This is a genomic window from Streptomyces sp. CB01635 (assembly GCF_002803065.1).
Lineage (GTDB): Bacteria > Actinomycetota > Actinomycetes > Streptomycetales > Streptomycetaceae > Streptomyces.
On the sequence record NZ_NNBL01000017.1, the window covers coordinates 18618 to 38635 of the forward strand.

The following is a 20018-nucleotide window of genomic DNA, read 5'->3' on the forward strand; positions in this document are numbered from 1 at the left end:
GACCCACCAGGAAAGCAGCCGCCACTGACAACAAAGCTGGCATTGTGGGGAGTTGTGGTTCGATCCGGTCACGGCCTGAGCCCTCGCACCCGCCGCGCCTGACCTGCCGGGAGAGGCCGGCCTCGTCCTCGAAGACGATCCAGCCCCCACACGCCACCGCGATCCTCTTACCCGCGGCCACACCTCCCACTTCCACAGCTCGACGGCGTGATCGTCGCGCTCGAGTGCTCTGCGGGTGGGTGCCTGCCAGGACTAGCAGTGCCGTGTCAGCAGCCGCCATACCGTCGCCACCGACAGACTCAGCCGGAGCTGACGGCGGATCACTGTCTGGACCCTGGCCAGGGTCCACCGCTCATCTTCGAAGCCGTGCGCGGCCGGGCCCTTGCCCAATTCCTCTGCCAACACGGCGAACTGGGCATCGGTGACGGCCGGGGAGTTCGCCGGTCCGGCCGAGCGCAGGGCCTCCATCCCGCCCTCGCGCCAGGCGCGGCGCCAGCGTTCCACCGACCGCACGCTCACCCGCAGATCGTTTGCGATCACCGCGGACTTCTCACCCGCCGCGAACCGCCCGCCGGCCTGGGGCCGGATCCCCTCACGAAACGTCCGACACTCAGCGGTCAGGCCCCCACCCATACCAACGGCATACCGCAGGGATCATCAGCCGTCACTACCCGACGAAAACCCGAAATCGCCAGTAACCGACACCACGACGCACATCACGGAACTTGCTGGGGCCGTGCTGCACCTTCCGCACGGAACCCGGGACCCGGAACCCGAACCCGAACCCGGAACCCGCCCGGGGCTCACTCCTCCGGCAGGCTCCCCACCATTCGCCCGACCAGGGCCGCCCGCTCCGCCATACGGCCCACGTCGACCCACTCGTGCTCGGCGTGTGGTCCGCCGCCCACCGCGCCGAGGCCGTCCAGGGTGGGGGTGCCCGCCGCCGCGCACAGGTTGCCGTCGGAGATGCCGCCCACCGCCGCCGAGCCGGGCCAGTCCAGGCCCAGGTCGTCGGCGCAGATACGGGCCGTCTTCAGCAGGTCCGTGGCGGAGGCTTCTTCCAGGGGCGGGCGGTTGGGGCCGCCCGTGATCTCGTACGGGAGTCGCGCCGTTTCGGCCACGAGACGGCGCAGCTCGGCGTCGATCTCCGTCTGGGCCACGACATCGGGGATGCGGACGTCGACGGTGACGTACGCGCGGTCGGGAACGGTGTTCTGCGTCGTGCCCGCGTGGGCCATCGTCGGCGTGACGGTGATCCGGTCGTCGTCCGCGGCGAGGGACTCCAGCGCGACGACGATCCGGGCGAGGTCGGTCAGGGCGTTGCGGCCCTTGCCGGGCTCCAGGCCCGCGTGCGCGGCGACACCCTCGACGCGGATGTCGTAGAACGACCAGCCCTTGCGGGCGTGCTTCAGCGCGCCGCCGTCCGCCGCCCCCTCCAGCACCAGCGCCGCACGGGACTTGCGCGCCCACTCGGTCACGACGCGGCCGCCGGCCGGGGAGCCGATCTCCTCGTCGGCGGTTACCAGGAACGCGACGGCGGGGTCCTCACCGGCCAGCTCGCGGAGCCGCGCCACCCCGTACAGGCCCTGGATCAGGCCGGCCTTCATGTCGAAGACGCCGGGGCCGGTCGCCCGGGTGCCGTCCACCCGGAACGGGCGGCGCTGCAGCGTCTTGCGCGGCCACACCGTGTCGAAGTGCCCCACCAGCAGTACGGGTCGCGCATCGGCCGGGCCCAGCTGCCACAGCAGCCCGCCGGGGCGCCCGTTGTCGGGGTCGCCCGGCAGGACCGAGGGGGCGGTGCCGAGGATACGGGTGCCGATGTCGGCCAGGACGTCACGGCACACACCCAGGGCTTCACCGTCCGAGGATGGCGACTCGGCGGCCACCAGCCGTTCCAGGTCCGCGATCATGGACGGGGTCTCGGCGGTGAGCCGGTGGAGCAGATCACGCGGATCGAGGACTTGGGGTGCGGGCACGGCGGGACTCCTTTGGCGCGGCTTCCGTGGGGATACGCCTCTGCATGATTGCCCCGTCGTGACATGCGATGGTTTGTGCGACCCCCCAAGTTTTGGAGCTGATCGGCCGTGTCTGACCACAAACCGGAGAACTCCGGCGCTGCCGGGCAGATGGCCGCCGATGCCCCCCGCGTCACCGGGCAGACGGGTGCCGACGCCCCTGTGACCCTGGCCACCGTCGTGGACTGCCTGGGCCCCGGAACCGTCGCCGTGTGTGCCGCCCCGCACGGTCTGGGGGCCCCCGTCCGCACCCTGGCCGTGCACGAGGGCCCGGCTGGGTCGGGCCGCAGCGGACCGGACCGGCCCGGGGGACTGCTGCTGGGCATCGGGACCGGCGGCGAGGCGCGGGAACTGATCCGCGCGGCGGCCGGGAGCGGCGCGAGCGCGGTGATCGTCAAGAATGGCGGGGACGGTACGGGGCTCCGCGACGCGGGCGCTCTCGGTACGGAGCACGGGGTGGCAGTCCTGGCCCTGGCGGCCGATCAGGACTGGACCGACCTGATCGGACGGCTGCGCGCCCTGCTGGCCGTACGCATCGGCCCCGGGACGCAGCGGGCCGCGATGCTCGGACGGCGGCACGACCTGGTGAGCCTCGCCAATGCCCTCTCCCGGCTCGTCAACGGCTCGGTGATGATCTTCACGCCCAGTCAGGAACTGCTCGCCACCTCCCGCCTGGGCCCCGGCGACGACGAGATGCGCCGAGCGGCCGTGCTCGACCAGCACGGCCCGGTCGGCTACCGGGCCCGGCTGGTCGAACTCGGCGTCTACCGGCGGCTCTGGTCCGGCTCCGAGGTCGTCGACGTGGCGGCCGTGCCTGAACTGGGCGCGGGACGTCGGCTCGCGGCGGCGGTGCGCGCCGGTACGGAGAACCTGGGCTCGATCTGGGTGGCCGAGGGCGCCGAACCGCTGGCCGCGAACGCCTCCGCGCTGCTCGCGGACGCCGCGACGGTCGCCCTCGGCGTACTGCTCGGCCTCGACCAGGAGGAGGTGGCCCGGCGCCGGCTGGACGAGGAACTCTTCGGCCGGGCCCTGCTCGGGGACGTCGACCCGCGCCTGGCCGCGTCCCACCTGGCCGTCGAACCTGGCACGCCGGTCTCCGTGATGATCGCGGACCTGTCCGCGCACGACGCCCGTCTCGGCGCCGCCGACCTGTACCGGGCCCGCGAGGAGGCGCTGCGCCGACTCGCCGGTTACCGGTGGCGCGCGCTGGCCACCACCGGCCCCTCCCGGGTCGTGCTCGCCCTGGTCGGTCCGGCGGACCGGGACGGCATGCGGCGGGCCGCGGACGCGGTCGGCGCCGCCGTCGCGGAAGCCGTCGGGGCCCGGCCGCGTATCGGGATCGGCCCCTGCGTGCCCCACCTGGGGGAGCTGCCCGCCAGCCGGATGGAGGCGGAGCTGGTGGTACGGGCCCTCGCCCGGCGCGACGAGGTCCGCAGCGCCTGCCTGGAGGACGTACGCGGCACGGCCAACCTGCTGCTGCTGGGCGAGACCGTCACCGCCGACCGGCGTCTCCAGGAGGGGCCCGTGCACCGGCTGCGCGCGCACGATCAGCGGCGCGGCACCGCGTACACCGAGACTTTGGCGGCGTATCTGGACGCCTTCGGGGACACCGCGGCGGCCTCGCGGGAACTGAACGTCCACGCCAACACCCTGCGTTACCGGTTGGGTCGTATCCGTGAGTTGACCGGGCTCGATCTGGGCGATCCTTACGAGCGGTTGAACGCCGCCGTACAGCTCTTCGCCCTCGGTCCGGCCGGACTTGTTGTCGAGCACGAGAAAATACCGAAAACCTCTTCGCCCCCCACAAACCGTGGGGGTGCGCCTGGTTTGCACACTACTGACCACCACCACCCGGCGACCGGTACCGGGTTGTGAACGACCGGAATCTGCGTGGAGGTGGAAGATGACAGAGGGCAAGAGCTCCAGGGCACGCTCAGCCAAGCGAGTGGCCGTGGCCGCCGTCGCCGTGCTTTTCATGACCTGGCTGATCGATTACATCGACCGGCTGGTGATTACCCTTGCCCTGCCTGACATCGGTGACGAGTTCGGCCTCGGCACCACGATGCAGGGCCTGATACTCACCGCCTTCTTCATCACCTACGCGCTGATGCAGATCCCCGGCGGCATCCTCGCCGACACCAAGGGGGCCCGCCGCACCATGCTGCTGGCCGCCGGCGGCTGGACGATCTTTACCGCCGCCAGCGGACTGGCCGTGGGCCTGACGTCGATGATCGCGATCCGGGCCGTCTTCGGCATCTTCCAGGGCATGTACCCGGCCGCGTCCATCAAGGCGCTGAGCGAGCGCACCACCCCGGAGCAGCGGCTGACCGCCAACGGCATCATGTCCGCGTCCAACCCGCTGGGCTCCGCGATCGCCCCCATCGTCGCCGCGCCGCTCATCGTCGCCTTCGGCTGGCGCGGGGCGTTCTGGGCGGTGTCCATCCTCGGCCTGATGATCGTGTTCGTGCTGTGGAAAGGGCTGCCCAAGCCGCTGACGACCGAGGAGCTGGCCGCCGCGTCCGGGAAGAAGGCCGCCCCGGAGCCGGTCGCCCAGGTGTCGCTGCGGCAGGCTATGGGACTGCTCAAGTCCTCGATGATGTGGCGCTTCACCCTGATGTTCTGCGGGTTCAACATCATCGGCTGGGGCCTGGTCTCCTGGGTGCCGTCCTACCTGCGCGAGAACAAGCACGTCTCGCTCACCGGCGTCGGCCTGATGTCCGGTGTCCCGTGGGTCGCCGCGGCGATCAGCATGATGGCCGGCGGCTACCTCTTCGACCGCTTCCTCCAGGGCAACCACCGTCGCGTGGTCATCCCCGTCATGCTAGTCACGGCCGGTCTGCTCGTGATGATGGTGCGCGCCGGTTCGGCGACCGAGTTCATCGTCTGGGAGACCTGCGGAACCCTCGTGATGTACCTCGCCTACATGCAGATCTTCGGTCTGCCGCTGCGCATGCTGCCGCCCGAGTACGCGGGTGTCGGCGGCGGCATGGTGAACTTCGGCGGCCAGCTGGCCGGGGCCATCTCCCCGTTCGTGATGGGCTTCCTCGCGGAGCGCTTCTCCTACGGTGTGGCCTTCTCCTTCCTCGGCGTCGGCTGCGTCCTGGCAATCGTCGGCGCGCTGGTCACCCCGCAGACCCCGGAGGCGTTCCGGGCCGGCCTCGGCCGTCACCTGGACCTGTCGGAGAAGAAGTCCGCCCCGGCCGTCGCGGTGACTGCCGCGTGACTGCCTCCGTACCCGGCCCTGTACCGGCCGCGCAGCTCAAGGAGCGGGCGCGCGCGGCGATCGAGGCCTGCCGGGAACGGCTGCTGGACCTCAGCGAGGACCTGCAGCGCCACCCGGAGACCGGTTTCCGTGAGCACCGGTCCGCCGCGACGGTGGCCGGGTGGTTCACGGAGCTGGGGCTCCCCTTCGAGAGCGGCCTCTCCCTCACCGGGGTGAAGGCGCACATGTCCGGGCGCACACCGGGCCCCACCGTCGCCGTGCTCGGCGAACTGGACGCCCTGGTGCTGCCCCGGCACCCGCTCGCCGACCCGGAGACCGGTGCCGCCCACGCCTGCGGCCACCACGCCCAGGTGGCGTCGATGATCGGCGCGGCGGTCGGCCTGGCCGCCGTCCGGCGGCACCTGGAGGGGGACGTGGCGTTCCTCGCGGTGCCGGCCGAGGAGAGCGTGGAGCTGGAATGGCGGCGCGAGCGGGTACGGGCCGGTGAGCTGAAGCACCTGGTCGGCAAGGCCGACCTGCTCGCCCGGGGTGCCTTCGACGATGTGGACATGGCGATGCTCTGCCACACGTCGGGGCAGCCCGCCCGCCTCAGCGTCGGGGACAGCCACAACGGCTCGGTGGTGAAGCGGATCGTCTTCACCGGCCGGGCCAGCCACGCCGGTTCGTCCCCCTGGCACGGCGTGAACGCCCTGAAGGCGGCGACGCTGGCGATCAGCGCGATCGACGCCCAGCGGGACACCTTCCGCGACGAGGACGCGGTACGCGTCAACGCCGTGCTGCTGCACGGGGGCGACGCGCCCACCGCCGTACCGGACCGCGCCGAACTCGAAGTCGTGATCCGGGCGCGCACCCTGGACGCCCTGCGCGGCGCCTGCGCCGCCGTCGACCGTGCCGCACGCGCGGGAACGGTGGCGCTGGGCGCCGGGGCAACCGTGGAAACCACCCTGAACTACCTTCCCCACCACCAGGACCCGGCCCTGGTCGCGCTGGCCCGGACCAACGGGACCGCGCTCTTCGGCCCGGACTCGGTGGCCCCCGGCCGGCACCTCGGCGCCTCCACCGACATGGGGGACCTCGGTGCGGTGATGCCGGTGCTGCACCCCTTCACGGCGGGCGCCACCGGGGACGCGCACAGCGTCGACTACGCGGTGACCGACCATGTCCTCGCCGCGCTGGAACCGGCCGTGCTGATGGCCTGGTGCGTCATCGACCTGCTGGTCGACGGCGCCGCCGGGGCGCACGACGTCCTCGCGCGGCGCGAGCGGCGTACGGCGGCGGAACCGGACGAGCGGCCCACCGCCGACCGGTACAGCGATTTGCGGGCCGGATTCGACGGCCTGACCCATTACGACGGAACCCACGACACGGTGCGTGGGACAGAAGGAGAACTGTGAGCACCCCCGAGCGGAAGAAGCCGAGGATCGCGCTCGTCACCGGAGCGGCCGGAGGCATCGGGGCGGCCATCGCGAGGCGGCTGAGCAAGGAAGGCGTCAAGGTGGTTCTCGCAGACCTCCGCGCCGACCGCCTCGCCCCCCTCGTCGCGGAGAACACCGGGCCGTTCGCCGCCCTGGAGGTGGACCTCACCGACCGCGCCTCGCTGCCCGACTTCGTCGACCGCGCCTGGGAGGTGTTCGGCGGCCTGGACATCCTGGTCAACGCCGCCGGTCTCTACCCGAGCGCCCCGCTCCTGGAGATGCGCGACGACCAGTGGGACCAGGTCATGGACGTCAACCTGTCCGCGGTCTTCTCGCTGTCGCGGGCCTTCGCACGGCGTGTGGTCGACGCCGGTACGGGCGGCCACATCGTCAACATCAGCTCGGGCGCGTCCGCCCGGGCCCGCCGCGGCGCCGCCCACTACTGCACGTCCAAGGCCGGTCTGGACATGCTCACCAAGGCGTTCGCCCTGGAACTGGCGGAGCACCGCATCCACGTCAACGCGGTCTCGCCGGGCTTCATCGAGGTCGACAGCGAGGTGAACCCGCTCGGCGCGGACTACGTCCGCTCGATCCGCGGCGGACAGCCCTGGCCCCGCGCGGGTGTCCCTGAGGACATCGCGGCCGCGGTCGCCTACCTGTGCGGTCCGGACGCCGAGTGGATCACCGGAGCGTCGCTGTCCGTGGACGGCGGCGCGGGCACCGGCAACGCCGCGCTGCCGCTGAGCTGAAGGGAGGAGAACGACGATGACGACCCCGACCACTCCGCCGAGCCGTGACGCCGTTGCCGATTCGGTGGATTCGTCGACCTCGCGGCGCGGATACGTCTGCGTCACCTTCGACTTCGACGCCCTCTCCTCCTGGATGGCCCGGGGCATGCTGACCGCGACCCCGCGCTCCCGTGGGGAGTTCGCGGCCGTCGCCGTACCCCGGCTGCTGCACATCCTGGAGACCCGGGGCATCACCGCGACCTGGTTCGTACCCGGGCACACCGCCCTCACGTACCCCGAGCTGACGCGTGAGCTCATGGAGCGGGGCCACGAGGTGGCGGTGCACGGGCACGCCCACGAGAACGTCGCCGCACTGGAGCCGACCGAGGAACGCGCCGTGCTCCAGCGGTCATTGGACGCACTGAAGGAGGTCACCGGCACCCTGCCGCGCGGCTTCCGGGCCCCGGCCTGGGATCTGTCCGACGCCTCGGCCGACCTGCTCGTCGAGCACGGGCTGGTCTACGACAGCAGCCTGATGGGCCACGACTACGCCCCCTACCCCTGCCGCACGCCGGACTCCCTGGACGATTCGGGGGTCCGCTGGGGCGAACCCGCCGGTCTGCTGGAGATCCCGGTCGCCTGGAGCCTGGACGACTTCCCGTACCTGGAGTTCCTGCGGACCCCGTCCGGCCTCATGCCCGGGCTGCGCGACCCGGCCGAGATGTTCGCCAACTGGACGGCGGACCTGGACTACATGGTGCGGGACTTCGAGGACGGTGTCCTGACCGTCACCATGCACCCCGAGGTGATCGGCCGGGGCCACCGCCTCCTCGCCCTGGAGCACTGGCTCGACGAAGTCGCCTCGCGGGGCATCGAGTTCGTCACCTGCGAGCAGATCACGGACCTGGTCTCCTCGGGTGCCAAGCTGGGACAGTACCGGCCCGTCTGACCGGCCGAGCGGGACGGAAGGCACGACAGGTTCCCGGGCACCCGCCCGGGAACCTGTCGTGTCGTTGGCGCGGTGGTTTACGGCCCTGGTCGCCCGGCTCAAGGCGGACGTCATGCGCCTCGCCACGGCCGTGACTGGACACGAGTTCTGGAGCAGCCTTTCCGGCCCGGAGCAGGTCGAGGCTCGCACGGTCTGATCAGCGCTGCGAAGGTGCCGGCGGGGTGGCCCGACGTCGTCGAGGCGGCCTGGGAACGGCGCCTCGCCCGTCCTCGATGGGAAGTGAACGACCGACACGTCTACACCGTGGACCAGACCCGCGCCTACCACTCCCCCAAGAGGAAGAAGGCGCAACCTAAAAGAGTAGCGGCAGTCGCGCGTACGGTGATCTGACCAGGGAAAACCGCATCCCGCGCGCACAACGGTCGGCGGTCCGGCCGAGAGCTCACCCTCTCCGTCAGAGCGTTGATTTACGCACCACTTGGGCGGCGAGGCCGGGGAAAGCCCCGTTCCAGCCCCTCGTCTACACGCTCGACCTCTTGATACCCATCGGTGGTCTGGGCCAGCACACGGCCTGGTACTGGAAGGACGACGGCCTCCCGCCGGTGGCCTAGGCGCTGATGGCCTTCGGCTGGGTGCTTACGACGGCTGTTGTCGCGGGCGTGACCCGCACCCTGCAAAAAACTGAGGGCCCGCCCTTGGAGCCTGCCGCTGGAGGACCGGATGCTGCTGGTGACCGTGTTCGGCCGCACCCACCTGACTCTGCCCGCTCGCGCCGTTGTTCGGCATGGACCCGACGCCGCCGCGTCGCGCGTCGGAGAGGAACACCGTCGGCGAGTCCACACTCATGGAAGTCCGCGTCTGTCACGTTTCCAGATCCCGCCGAGTCGGCAGATCGTCAGGAACCGGACGTCAAGCGACTACGCCGAAACCCTGCCTTTGAGGGACACGGCATGCAGTTCGCCAACCGGCCCAGTGCCATGACACACCTGCTGCGCTGCCCGACCTGCCGCTCCAACCGCACCATCGCCGAGCACCACCAGGCCCAGCTGCTCATGAGCAAGTGGGTGAGCAGTGAGCGGCACGGGACGTGCGACGCTCCCCCCACCGCCGGCCACCTCGCCGCCTACGCGGGGCTCGCCCCCGTCACCCGCAGACCCGGATCCTCGATCCGCGGCGAGAGCCCGTCCCGCCGCGGCAACAAGCACCTCAAACGGGCCCTCCATCTCTCCGCGTTCGCGACCTTGGCCGACCTCGCGTCCAGGGCCCTACTACGAGCGGAAGAAGGCCGAGGGGAAGCCCCACAAACAGGCTCTGATGTGTCTCGCCCGACGCCGCGTCGGCGTCCTGTTCGCCATGCTCCGCGACGGCACCTTCTTCGAACCACACCCCACCCCCCAAACCGCCTGAACCACTACAGAACGGCCCCGCCCCTTGACGAAAGAGATAGGGGCACCCCCACCGCCGATACGCGACCAGATGATCCGGAAACATGACTCTTTGATACAGATTGCGAGCGGAGTATCGTCGATAACGTGGATAAGAGATCGCTGATTCTCGAGGCGGCGACCGAACTGTTGGAAGCCTCCGCCAAGGGGGACGTGGCGACCCGGAGCGTCGCCGAGAAGGCGGGTGTGCAGCAACCGGTCATCTACCGGTTCTTCGGCGACAAGGACCGCCTCCTGGCCGCGGTGGTCGATCACGGCCTGGCCAGGTACCTCGCCGCCAAGCGGGCCGCCGAGCCGACCGACGACCCCGTCGCCGACCTGCGGCGCGGCTGGGACCAGCACACCCAGTTCGCTGTGGAGCATCCCCATCTCTATCGCTTGATCGCCACCCCCGGGCCGTCGTGTGTACCGGAGGCCATCGGCGAGCTGCACGCGCTCCTGCGCACCACGCTCGAGCGGGTCGCGCAGGCCGGGGGTCTGGCGATCGAGCCCGACAGGGCGGCAACGATCGTGACATGCGCAAACAGCGGTGTCGCGCTCGCCCTGCTCGCTCGGCCCGACGACCGCCCCGGCACCGATCTGTCGGCCCAGGTGAGGGATATCACGCTCGCGGGCATCCTCACTCCGGAGCCTGGCGCCGGAACGCCGTCCACGCCGCTGACGATGGCCCAGGCCGCCACCACCCTCGGCGCTCTGCTGCGCTCCGCTTCCCCGCCGTCGTTCACCCCCGCAGAACAAGGGCTCCTTGCCGAATGGCTCACCCGAATCACCCAGGACGGCCGCGCGCCATGCCCCCCTCGCCACGCAGTGACGCCCGCCGGAGCAGCGAAATGAGTACCGCGACCATCAGGACCTTGGCGGCCGGGCTCTCGCGGGCCTGTCGGCGGGTGGCGCCGCATCCACTGTGGCTGGTCGGTCCCCTGATGGTGATCGTGGCCGTTCCGGTGGCCGACGCCTTCCTGCCTGCGGACATCCACCTCGCCCACCTGCTCGTCGTTGCCACGGCGGTCACCGCCATCGGGGCCGGCACGCGCGCAACGACGCTGATCTGCTCCGTCGCGCTGCTCGCGCTGGTCGCCGCCGGGGTGGAGCGGCACGCCCTGACGACCGAGAGCGTGCTGGTCGAACTGTGCGCCCTCGCCGCGGTCTCCGTCCTTCTGGTCGTGTTCACGCATCTGCGGGACCGGCATGAGCGGGCACTGGTCCGGGCGCGCTCGGTCTCCGACACGGCACAGCGCGTCGTACTGCGGCCGCTCCCGGAGCGGGCCGGGCCGGTCTGGCTCGCCTCGGAATATCACAGCTCCGAGGCCGACGCTTACGTCGGCGGCGACCTGTACGCCTCAGCCCGCACCTCCCACTCCACCCGGCTGATCATCGGGGACGTCCGCGGCAAGGGCCTCGCCTCCATCAGCGACACGGCGATCGTGCTGGGTGCCTTCCGCTCCGCCGCCCATCGCGACATCCCGCTGCCCGAACTGGTCGCCTACGTGGAGGACGCGGTCCGCTGGGGCCTCGCCGAGTTCTCGGCGTCCGAGGCGGACCTCGCCGAGCGCTTCGTGACCGCCGTCATGGTGGACATCCCCGACGACGAGCCGGTGGTGCACGTGGTCAGCTGCGGGCATCCGCCGCCCCTGCTGTGGCGCCAGTCGGGCGCCACCGTGACGACGCTCGAGGTGCCCGAGCCCGCGCCGCCGCTGGGCCTGGCCCTCGGCGACATGCCCGACAGCGCGTACGTCCCCGCCACCTTCCCCTTCCAGGAGGGCGACCGCCTGATCCTCTACACCGACGGGGTCACCGAGGCCCGCGACCAGAGGGGCGACTTCTATCCGCTCGCCGAACGAGTCGCGATCTGGGCGGATCAGGCGCCCGGAACGCTGGTCGAAGCCATCACCGCCGACCTGGAGGAATATGCCGGCGGTCGCATGAACGACGACATGGCCATGGTCGTCGCCCAAAGGGGCCGGGTACCGGCGAACGCGTGAGCGGCGCCGGCGGCGCCGGACACCGGGCCATGGGCGGGCGCTGACAACGACGGGACTACGGCCAGCTCTGCGCTGAGCCCCGAAACTTGCGTTGCGCCCGCGCGTTCACGTTGTCGGGTTGTGTCTCCAACGGCGGAAGGCCCGGCCCGGCTTTCGCCGAACCGGGCCGGGCCACCTGTTCTTCGTACGCCGCCGTGATCGACAGGTAAAGGAACCACGGCACGGGCGGTGCCGGGTCATCCGGTTGCCCCCTAAACCGAAGCCGACAGGGCCGCTACTTGAAGGTCGGTCTTCTGGCGAGAACATGGCGGAGCCCGCGTACGCGTTGCCCGTAGGCGCCTCACCTCCGTAGGCGCGGTCACGCAGGACAGTGGCACCCGGGACGCCGGTACGCAGTGAGACGGTTGCGCGGAGCACGACCAGGTACCCGGCTCCAGACAGCGCACAGCCCAGGCAACCCAGAGAAACTCGGAATGAGGAGGTATCGACGTGCACTCGATCAGGATGAGAAGGATTGTGGTCCTCTGGGGCGCCGCCGTCTTCTGCCTCGCCGCTCCGGCCCAGTCTTTCGCCGATTCCGGCACAGCCCCCAAGGCCGCCTACTGCGGGACGGATGGGGCCACCGGGCTCGCGGTGTCGGCGGCCGGGAACGTGTCCTGCCGCGCCGCGCTGCAGGCGGCGGCCGCCTACACCAAGGCCTGGCACAGCACGGCGGCCAAACCCGTCCAGGTCCGCAGGGCGGGCACCACGTGGCAGTGCCAGGAGCGGCCGGGCGACCCCAACCCCTACCAGGCGTGCGTCGACGCACAGGACCACACCCGGCTGGTCACGCTGTCGTCCTGACCCGACCCCCTCCGCCACCGAAAGGCCCTCCCCCATGATGTCCCTGCGACTGCCGTCGATCGCGGCCGGCGCCCTGGTGGTGCTCGCGCTCTCCCCGATGGCCCATGCCGCTCCCGCCGGCCACACCACTCCCAACGCTACGCGCGACGTGTGCACCACGGCGATGGCCACCGCCGACAGCGCCGAGAACGACTACAACGCCCTCAAGAAGGACCTGGAGCGCCGCATCGCCGTTGACGGCCACCCGGACAAGTCCGAGCTGCAGGCACTCCAGGACGCCGACGCGAAGCGCGTCATGACCACCTCCCAGGCCCAACGCGCCTGCGGGCCCTGACTGGCTTCGTCCACGAGAACGGACAGCGCTTCGACAGCGTTTCGGGAGGCATTCGGCCGTCTCCGCCTGGTGAGATGTTCACGAGTTCAACAGCGCTGGGCTCCGTCGCAGCGGTGCTGTCGAGTTGCGAATCCGCGTTGTCGAGCACGAGTTCAATCGGAGGGCGTGACCGACCTCCACACGCCGAACCACTGCTCGGCGCCGTAGTCCTCGTACCGCTCCACCTCGGTGAACCCCAGCTTTGCCGCCAGGCCCATCGAGCGCTCGTTGGCGGTCTGGGTGCGCAGCACCACCGCCTCGCCGGGAAGCGCATCGGCGAACCAGTCGAGTGCCGCTGCGCACGCCTCGGTGGCGTACCCGTGTCCCCACGCTTGCGGCAGGAGCAGGTAGCCGAGCTCGGTCTTCCCGACGTCCGGACGGACGTGCCCCGGACCCTCTGCGTGCGGACCGAGCATGATCGTGCCGATCATCGCCCCGTCAAGATCGATCACGAAAAAGCCGGGGCGCTGCCCGGGTACCTCGGGCACCGTGCGTTCGAGCTCGGCACGCGCTTGAGGGCCACCAAGGTAGGTGCCCACCTCTGGCGAGGCGTTGAGCTCGATGACCGCCGGACGATCCCGGGATTCGGACTCGCGGAGTGCGAGCCGCTCGGTCTTGATCGGAGCAGGTGGCCAAGCGAGGGCTCTGGGGTCAGTCATGCCGGCCAACCTAGCCAGCAGGCTCAGAAGTGATCAAGACTCGCCGACCGGTACTCACCGGCCCAGGCACCGCCACCTCAGGCGGGGGCTCCTCGTCGGCATGGCCGCCGGCTCCGAGGGTTCGCCGTGAGGTCGGCGCTGTCTCTGTGGGGCCTGCGACCACGCCCCGGGCGCGCAGCTCGGCAACGTCCGGGAGGCGGATGCCTGGCAGGGCGTCGATCAGGTCGGCCCTGCCAGGCGCGGATGGTGCGCGCGGCCTGGGGGCCGGAGCCAAGAGCACGGCGGGTCGTCACGTGGTCACCGTACGGGCGGTGTCCCCGATGATCCGGCCGGAGCAGCCCGAAGCGCCCCGTGACCTCCGCTGTCGGACGAGTCCCGGGTGCCCGGGCATCTCCCGGTCCTCAGCTGTCTGTGGGCCGGGCTTGGGTGGTCAGTCCTGGAACAACGAGGGTGAGCCAGCGGTCGACGGATGGCTGGTCGGTGGGGGCGGTGGAGAACAGCAGGTAGATGTCGTTGACGGTGACGTCGGGGTGGATGTCGCCGTCTGCCTGGCCTGCGTGGATGAGGGCGGCGACGGCGGCCCCCGCGCGATCCTCGGCGGCTCGGTCGCCCGGCTCCGCGCCGAGGGCCTGGGCGGCGGCCTTGACGGCGCGGTCGGTCACGGACGCCTCGATGACGCGGCCGAGGAACGCGGTCAGCTCGTCCAGGGCGCGGATTCCGGTGCTGACGCGGGCGAGTGCGGCCTCGGCGTCGTCCGCGACGCGGGCGACGAACTCGGCTACGACGGCCGCGACCAGGTCGGTCTTGGTGGGGAAGTGCCGGTACAAGGTGCCCACGGCCACGCCGGCGGCGGCGGCTATCTCGTCCATCCCGACATCCGGGCCGTGGGCGGTGATCTGTTCACCGGCCGCGGTGAGGATCTTCTTGCGGTTGCGGACCGCGTCGGCGCGCGGCGCCCTGGCCTGGGTCATGAGGCTCGTCAGCCCTTCTATTTGCACAAAGGTGAACCATGGCTCACGATAGATAGTGAACCAAGGTTCATCCTAGTCGTAAGGAACCAGCCATGCCCGCCAAGACCGCCCTCGTCACCGGTGCCTCTTCCGGCATCGGTGAGGCCACCGCCCTCAAGCTGCAGGAACTCGGCTACACCGTCTACGGTGCCGCCCGCCGCACCGACCGACTCCACAAACTCGCCGACCGCGGCATCCGCCCGTTGGCGATGGACGTCACCGACGAGGACTCCATGCGCTCCGGCGTCGAGCGCATCACCGCCGAGACCGGCCGCATCGACGTCCTGGTCAACAACGCCGGCTACGGCTCCTACGGCGCCCTCGAGGACGTCCCCCTGGACGAGGCCCGCTACCAGTTCGAGGTCAACGTCTTCGGCGCCCTGCGCCTGACCCAGCTCGCCCTGCCTCACATGCGCGCCCAGCGTTCCGGCACCGTCGTCAACGTCACCTCGATGGGCGGCAAGATCTACACCCCGCTCGGCGGCTGGTACCACGGCACCAAGTTCGCCCTCGAAGCCCTCAGCGACTGCCTGCGCCTCGAGGCCAAGCCCTTCGGCATAGACGTTGTCGTCATCGAACCCGGCGGCATCGCCACCGAATGGGGCGCCATCGCCGCCCACAAGCTGGAGAAGTCCTCATCCAGCGGCCCCTACACCGCCCAGGCCACCGCCATCGCCTCCTCACTGCGCTCCGAGGCCAACGCCAAGCGCAACTCCCCGCCCGCCGTCGTCGCCGATGCCATCGCCAAAGCCGTCACCGCCCGCCGGCCCAAAACCCGCTATGCCACCGGCTTCGGCGCCCGCCCCCTCATAGCCCTGCGCCGGATCCTCCCCGACCGCGCCTTCGACACCGTCATCTCCCGCGCAGTCGGCCTGCCCCGCTGAACGATTCGGGAGGTACCCGCTACGCGCAGGCGCTGTCGAATCTCGTGAACAGTTCGATTCCCCCGATCACGTCGGCGCCTCCCAAACTCCCCCATACGTGCTGTCACAACTCGGTTCTGGCACAGATCTTGGGGAGCGGTCGCTGAACGTTACCTCGATGTTCGATTGCGAGGGACTGGCTCGCGTGAGACGGCGTACGCCTTGTCGTCCTGCGATCGGAATTGACGCTCCCTCAGGTGTCTGCCGGCGGCTGCTGGGGTCGGTTGTGGACGGTGATGGTGCTGGTCATGCAGACAGATGCGCCGTTCTGGGACTCGCTGGTGTTCGACGGGATCGACGATGTGGATGTCGAGACGGTTACGGCCGCGTTCGGCACGGTCGAGGTGGTGGCGAGAGGCCGCGCGGTGGGGGCGGCATGTCCGGACTGTGGCCGATTCTCGGACCGAGTCCACGACCGCTATCAGCGCAGGCTGAAGGACCTTCCGCTCGCTGAACAGGGCTTCGTGATCCGGTTGACGGTCCGACGTTTCATCTGCGGAGTGGCGGACTGCCCGCGCCGGACGTTCGCCGAGCCGTTCTCCCGGCTGGCTGCCCCGCACGCACGGTTCACCTCGCGGCCAGACCTACTCCACCGTCTTGACCAGCGTCGAAGACCATCGCGTGGTCGATGTACTCCCGACGCGTGAAGCCGGGCCGCTGGCCGCGTGGCTGGTCCGTCACCCCGGCGTGGAGATCATCTGCCGGGACCGGGCCGGCGCCTACGCCGAAGGTGCCCGGCGCGGCGCCCCCGGCGCTCTGCAGGTCGCTGACCGGTTCCATCTGTGGCAGGGCCTCGGTCGGGCCGTTGAGACCTGCGTCGCCGCCCACCGCGACTGCCTGCGCGACCCGTCGCCCAGTGGCATGTTGCCGGAGGCCACCCGACTGGCTTCCGGCCGCCCGCAGGACGACCAGGCGCCCGTCGGCCGGCGGGCCGAGCGCAAGAAGGCCGCGCACGCCCTGGTCCACGAACTCCTTGCCCAAGGTCACTCACGCCGGGCGATTGCCCGGCACCTGGGCTGGGGCCTCAACACCGTGCTCCGGTACGCGAATGCCGCACATTGGCAGGACACCCTTCGCGAGAACCGGGCCCGGCCCAGCAGGCTGGACCCCTACAAGCCCTACCTGGAGCGGCGGTTCGCCGAGGGATGCACCAGCGTCACCCGACTGCACGGCGAACTCATTGCCGCCAACGCGCACGTCACCTATCAGATGGTCCGCGCCCACATCGCGGGCCTCCGCAGGACTCCGGCCGACGCGGCACGGCAGCCGCCGACGGTGCGGCAGGTGACCGGCTGGCTCACCCGACACCCCACGACCCTGAACGAGGAAGACAGAGCCGGCCTGACGGAGGTCCTGGCCCGTTGCCCCGAACTGGACCAGGCCGCCGGACACGTCCGCGACTTCGGCGAGATCCTCACCGACCGTCTCGGCTCCACACTCCCCACCTGGATCGACGCCGTCGACGCCAGCCAGCTACCCGGCCTCACCGGCTTCGCACTGCGCCTGCATCGAGACTTCGACACCGTGACAGCCGGGCTCACCCTGGACTGGAGCTCCGGCAGCATTGAGGGCGCGGTGAACCGCATCAAGAAGATCAAAAGGCAGCTCTATGGCCGAGCCGGATTCGAACTACTCCGCAAGATGATCCTGCTCCAGTGACGCTCAGGGACGGCTCCCCAAGATCTTTGGCAGACCGAGCTTTTCAAGGCACCTGCTCATCCAGGCGAGTCGGGTCGGCTGCTTGCGACAGCGCTGTCACAGCTTCGGAGATCGCTTGACCTTGCCCCAGAGGGAGAGACGACAGTGTCTGAGTCGATCACATGAGCGGGCGGTCCGCGCTCGCTGGTCAGACCAGGACGGAGAGGGGGAGTTCGCGTGACCGCGACCTGCGTCATTCTCGACATCGGCGGCGTGCTGGAGATCACGCCGGAAACAGGATGGGTGCAACGGTGGGAAGAGCAGCTGAAGCTCCCTCTGGGCACGGTCCATGAACGGATGCACGACGTGTGGCGGGCCGGGAGCGTCGGGAGCATCAGCGAGCGAGAGGTGCACGAGCGGGTGACGGCCCGTTTGAGTCTCGACGCCCCCCAGGTTGAAGCCTTCATGGCTGATCTCTGGGCGGAGTATCTGGGGACGCCGAACGAGGAGTTGATCGACTATGTGCGAGGGCTGCGCGGAAGCTGCAGGCTGGGCAACCTGAGCAACAGCTTCGTCGGCGCTCGGGAGCGGGAGACGTCGCTGTATCACTTCGACGAGCTGGTGGAGCAGATCGTCTACTCGCACGAGATCGGCATCGAGAAGCCCGACCTGCGTGCCTTCAGGGCCGCATGCGCCAGCTTGGACGTGCGGCCGGAACACTGCCTGTTCATCGACGACGTCGCAGTCAACGTTGAGGCCGCCCAGGCGGCGGGCATGCAGGCGCATCTGTTCGAGGACAATGCCCGGACCGTCACGCGCATCGCAGCTCATCTGAATGCCGGGCCCCTGGCCCCAGAGCGGGTCCGCTCGGATGACGTCGGCCTGGCCGGTCTTCAGCGGTTGCCGACCAGGCGTTGAAGCAGTTGATCATCGCGCCTCTGCGTGTTCGGCGCGGGTGCTGGCGAGACGGTAGGCGTCGGTGCCCGCTTCGATGACGGTGCCGTTGAAGGTGAGCCGGTCGAGATGGCTGCGCAGAGACGGGGACCGGTGAAGGTCCTCGTACAACCAATGGGGCTGGCGGAGTTCGTGATCACCCCATGCAATTCGAACGACAACGTCACCCTCTGCGACGGCTCCGCTGAGTAGGCCCGGAGCGCGGTGCCGGGATTGCTCCCGGTCCGTTTCTCCGGACCTCTCGCCGAACCCGCCGTGCGTCTCTCAACGCAACGGGCTCTCCACGGTTTCTGCCGTCAGACGGGGTTCGCAGGCTGCCATGGGTTGGGGATCGTGCTGGCCCGGTATCGGTAGCGGCTGACCGTTACCGATGCGATCCGGAACAGCTCGATCCCGTCTGCCGCGATAGGTCGCCACCGCCCGTTGGCGGTGGTGAATCGGCGGCGGACGTCGCCCCAACTCCATCGGTGACGTTCCCGCAGCATGCGGATGAGACGCCACCACACGAAGGCGTCGAGCCTGTCGAAGACATGCTTGGCGACCGCGTGCTTGAAGTAGTTGGCCCAACCGCGCATGATCTGAGTGATTCTTTTCAGCACGGTGACAAGATCCTGCTGCGATGTCCTGCCTGTCAGAGCACGGACCTTCGCCTTCAGCGACCGGATGGGCCGGTCGGCGATGAAGGTGTAGACGTGCCATTTGGTCGTGCCACCTTTGCGTTTCCACTGGATGCGGAACCCCAGGAAGTCGAACCCGTCGCTCATGTGCGTGATCCGGGTCTTGGCCTGCGACAGACGCAGGCCGAGTGGTTCGAGCACGCCAGCGACTTCTTCGCGCAGTGCCGCGGTGTCGGCCTCGGTGCCATGCACCAGGACGACGAAGTCATCCGCGTAGCGGACGACCCGCCACGTGGGTTGACCTTTGCGACGCCGATAGGCGCGTTTGCCTTCGGTGGCCATTGCCCCGCTTGGTTCCCAGGGCCCGTGGAGGTGCTCGTCGAGCGCCGACAGGGCGATGTTCGCCAGTAGCGGGGACAGGATGCCGCCTTGCGGGGTGCCGGTCAGTGTTTCCTTGTTCTCGCCGAGTTCCGTGAGGACTCCGGCCTTGAGGAACGCTTTAACCAGCGTCAGGACACGCTTGTCCTTCACCCGGCGACGCACTCGGTCCATGAGGGCCGTGTGGTCGATCGAGTCGAAGCACGCCTCGATGTCCGCATCCAGCACCCAGCGATATCCCCGGGTGCCGAAGTAGTGGATCTCGGCGATCGCGTCCTGGGCCCGCCGTCGGGGCCGGAACCCATAGGAGACCGGCTTGAAGTCGGCCTCGAAGATCGGTTCCAGCACCAGCTTCAGCGCCGCCTGAACGACCCGGTCCGCGATCGTCGGAATCCCGAGCTTGCGGACCTTCCCCGAGCCTCCCGGCTTGGGGATCATGCGTTCCCGCACCGGCAGAGGACGGAACGTGCCGTCCTTGAGAGCGGCCCGTAGGTCGTTCAGGAACCCGGGAACACCAATCGACTCTTCGACATCGGTGGCTGTCAGGCCGTCGACGCCGGGAGTCCGGGCTCCCTGATTGCCCGCGACCCGGTCGAACGCCACCAACAGCGTCGCCGGGTCGTGCACGAAGTTGAACAGGTCATCGAACCGGCGGCCGGTATCGGCCACCGTCCAACGGTGAAGCTTGGTCTGCATCTCCAGTACCCGGGCCCGAGGGCCCAGAGCTCCGCCATTCGGCGGGGCGTCTTCCGGCATTGCAGCATCCTTCCCTTCTCGATACCGCTGCCGCCCTTCCCCATGCGGCCGGCTCTCCCGGCCTCGGAGTACTACGGCGGCTCCGCCCCGTCCCCAACCGATCAGCGGTC

The 20018-nt window shown here is 70.0% G+C and carries 18 protein-coding genes and 5 pseudogenes; 17 read left to right on the plus strand and 6 right to left on the minus strand.

All coding sequences use genetic code 11. The features are described from left to right. Positions 1-109: 109 nt before the first annotated feature. Both CG723_RS48015 and CG723_RS31175 read right to left on the minus strand, forming a co-directional pair. A pseudogene (locus CG723_RS48015) lies at positions 110-633 on the minus strand (winged helix-turn-helix domain-containing protein); the annotation flags it as partial. 170 nt (positions 634-803) lie between these two features. Then, entirely contained in the window at positions 804-1976 is a 1173-nt protein-coding gene (locus CG723_RS31175; RefSeq protein ID WP_100596872.1) for a M20/M25/M40 family metallo-hydrolase, read from the minus strand. A gap of 108 nt (positions 1977-2084) precedes the next feature. Here CG723_RS31175 and CG723_RS31180 point away from each other — a divergent pair, with 108 nt between their 5' ends. The 13 genes and pseudogenes from CG723_RS31180 to CG723_RS31235 all read left to right on the plus strand — a co-directional run bounded on the left by CG723_RS31180 (position 2085) and on the right by CG723_RS31235 (position 12934). Beyond that, positions 2085-3890: a PucR family transcriptional regulator gene (locus tag CG723_RS31180; protein WP_159032591.1), complete on the plus strand. Its 1806-nt coding sequence runs from the start codon at positions 2085-2087 to the stop codon at positions 3888-3890. Positions 3891-3918: 28 nt separating this feature from the next. Further along, the gene (locus CG723_RS31185) at positions 3919-5238 is read left to right on the plus strand and encodes an MFS transporter (RefSeq protein WP_100596874.1); all 1320 of its coding nucleotides are present in this window, start codon (positions 3919-3921) and stop codon (positions 5236-5238) included. Beyond that, the gene (locus CG723_RS31190) at positions 5235-6632 is read left to right on the plus strand and encodes an amidohydrolase (protein WP_159032592.1); all 1398 of its coding nucleotides are present in this window, start codon (positions 5235-5237) and stop codon (positions 6630-6632) included. Before CG723_RS31185 ends, CG723_RS31190 begins: the two co-directional genes overlap by 4 nt. Then, positions 6629-7402 (plus strand): SDR family NAD(P)-dependent oxidoreductase, encoded by a 774-nt coding sequence (locus tag CG723_RS31195; protein WP_159032593.1) that lies wholly within the window; start codon positions 6629-6631, stop codon positions 7400-7402. The genes CG723_RS31190 and CG723_RS31195 overlap by 4 nt, the downstream gene beginning before the upstream one ends. Before the next feature lie 16 nt (positions 7403-7418). After that, on the plus strand, positions 7419-8330 hold the full coding sequence (locus CG723_RS31200) for a polysaccharide deacetylase family protein (RefSeq protein WP_100596876.1): 912 nt from the start codon (positions 7419-7421) through the stop codon (positions 8328-8330). 58 nt (positions 8331-8388) lie between these two features. Beyond that, positions 8389-8526, plus strand: a complete 138-nt coding sequence (locus CG723_RS46500) for a hypothetical protein (RefSeq protein ID WP_159032594.1) — start codon at positions 8389-8391, stop codon at positions 8524-8526. A gap of 304 nt (positions 8527-8830) precedes the next feature. Continuing rightward, positions 8831-9010 (plus strand): annotated as a pseudogene (locus CG723_RS49320) (oxidoreductase); the annotation flags it as partial. 4 nt (positions 9011-9014) lie between these two features. Beyond that, positions 9015-9138: pseudogene (locus CG723_RS49325) on the plus strand (IS5/IS1182 family transposase); the annotation flags it as partial. 292 nt (positions 9139-9430) lie between these two features. Further along, positions 9431-9737, plus strand: a pseudogene (locus CG723_RS31215) (transposase); the annotation flags it as partial. Between the two features lie 125 nt (positions 9738-9862). Beyond that, a complete protein-coding gene (locus tag CG723_RS31220) occupies positions 9863-10609 on the plus strand; it encodes a TetR/AcrR family transcriptional regulator (protein ID WP_100596877.1) in 747 nt (248 codons plus the stop codon). Beyond that, on the plus strand, positions 10606-11757 hold the full coding sequence (locus CG723_RS31225; protein WP_100596878.1) for a PP2C family protein-serine/threonine phosphatase: 1152 nt from the start codon (positions 10606-10608) through the stop codon (positions 11755-11757). Before CG723_RS31220 ends, CG723_RS31225 begins: the two co-directional genes overlap by 4 nt. 489 nt (positions 11758-12246) lie before the next feature. After that, on the plus strand, positions 12247-12600 hold the full coding sequence (locus tag CG723_RS31230; RefSeq protein WP_234374618.1) for a hypothetical protein: 354 nt from the start codon (positions 12247-12249) through the stop codon (positions 12598-12600). Positions 12601-12634: 34 nt separating this feature from the next. After that, positions 12635-12934 (plus strand): hypothetical protein, encoded by a 300-nt coding sequence (locus tag CG723_RS31235; protein ID WP_100596879.1) that lies wholly within the window; start codon positions 12635-12637, stop codon positions 12932-12934. Between the two features lie 152 nt (positions 12935-13086). Here CG723_RS31235 and CG723_RS31240 read toward each other — a convergent pair whose 3' ends face one another. Both CG723_RS31240 and CG723_RS31245 read right to left on the minus strand, forming a co-directional pair. Then, positions 13087-13632 carry a GNAT family N-acetyltransferase gene (locus CG723_RS31240; RefSeq protein WP_100596880.1) on the minus strand — a complete coding sequence of 182 codons (546 nt, stop codon included), beginning with the start codon at positions 13630-13632 and terminating at the stop codon, positions 13087-13089. A 401-nt stretch (positions 13633-14033) separates the two neighbouring features. Then, on the minus strand, positions 14034-14603 hold the full coding sequence (locus CG723_RS31245; protein WP_100596881.1) for a TetR/AcrR family transcriptional regulator: 570 nt from the start codon (positions 14601-14603) through the stop codon (positions 14034-14036). 92 nt (positions 14604-14695) lie between these two features. Here CG723_RS31245 and CG723_RS31250 point away from each other — a divergent pair, with 92 nt between their 5' ends. The 4 genes from CG723_RS31250 to CG723_RS31260 all read left to right on the plus strand — a co-directional run bounded on the left by CG723_RS31250 (position 14696) and on the right by CG723_RS31260 (position 18121). After that, positions 14696-15526: an oxidoreductase gene (locus CG723_RS31250; protein WP_100596882.1), complete on the plus strand. Its 831-nt coding sequence runs from the start codon at positions 14696-14698 to the stop codon at positions 15524-15526. A gap of 236 nt (positions 15527-15762) precedes the next feature. Further along, on the plus strand, positions 15763-16212 hold the full coding sequence (locus CG723_RS48020) for a transposase family protein (protein ID WP_234374619.1): 450 nt from the start codon (positions 15763-15765) through the stop codon (positions 16210-16212). Continuing rightward, complete coding sequence (locus CG723_RS31255) at positions 16163-17224, plus strand: transposase (protein ID WP_234374620.1); 1062 nt, start codon at positions 16163-16165, stop codon at positions 17222-17224. Before CG723_RS48020 ends, CG723_RS31255 begins: the two co-directional genes overlap by 50 nt. Positions 17225-17440: 216 nt before the next feature. After that, positions 17441-18121, plus strand: coding sequence for an HAD family hydrolase (locus tag CG723_RS31260; protein WP_234374621.1), 681 nt, complete (start codon positions 17441-17443; stop codon positions 18119-18121). A gap of 9 nt (positions 18122-18130) precedes the next feature. Here the strand turns inward: CG723_RS31260 and CG723_RS47055 are convergent. Next, a pseudogene (locus CG723_RS47055) lies at positions 18131-18273 on the minus strand (IS21-like element helper ATPase IstB); the annotation flags it as partial. Positions 18274-18453: 180 nt separating this feature from the next. Beyond that, positions 18454-19848: a group II intron reverse transcriptase/maturase gene (gene ltrA, locus CG723_RS31265; protein ID WP_234374622.1), complete on the minus strand. Its 1395-nt coding sequence runs from the start codon at positions 19846-19848 to the stop codon at positions 18454-18456. Between the last annotated feature and the right edge of the window lie 170 nt (positions 19849-20018).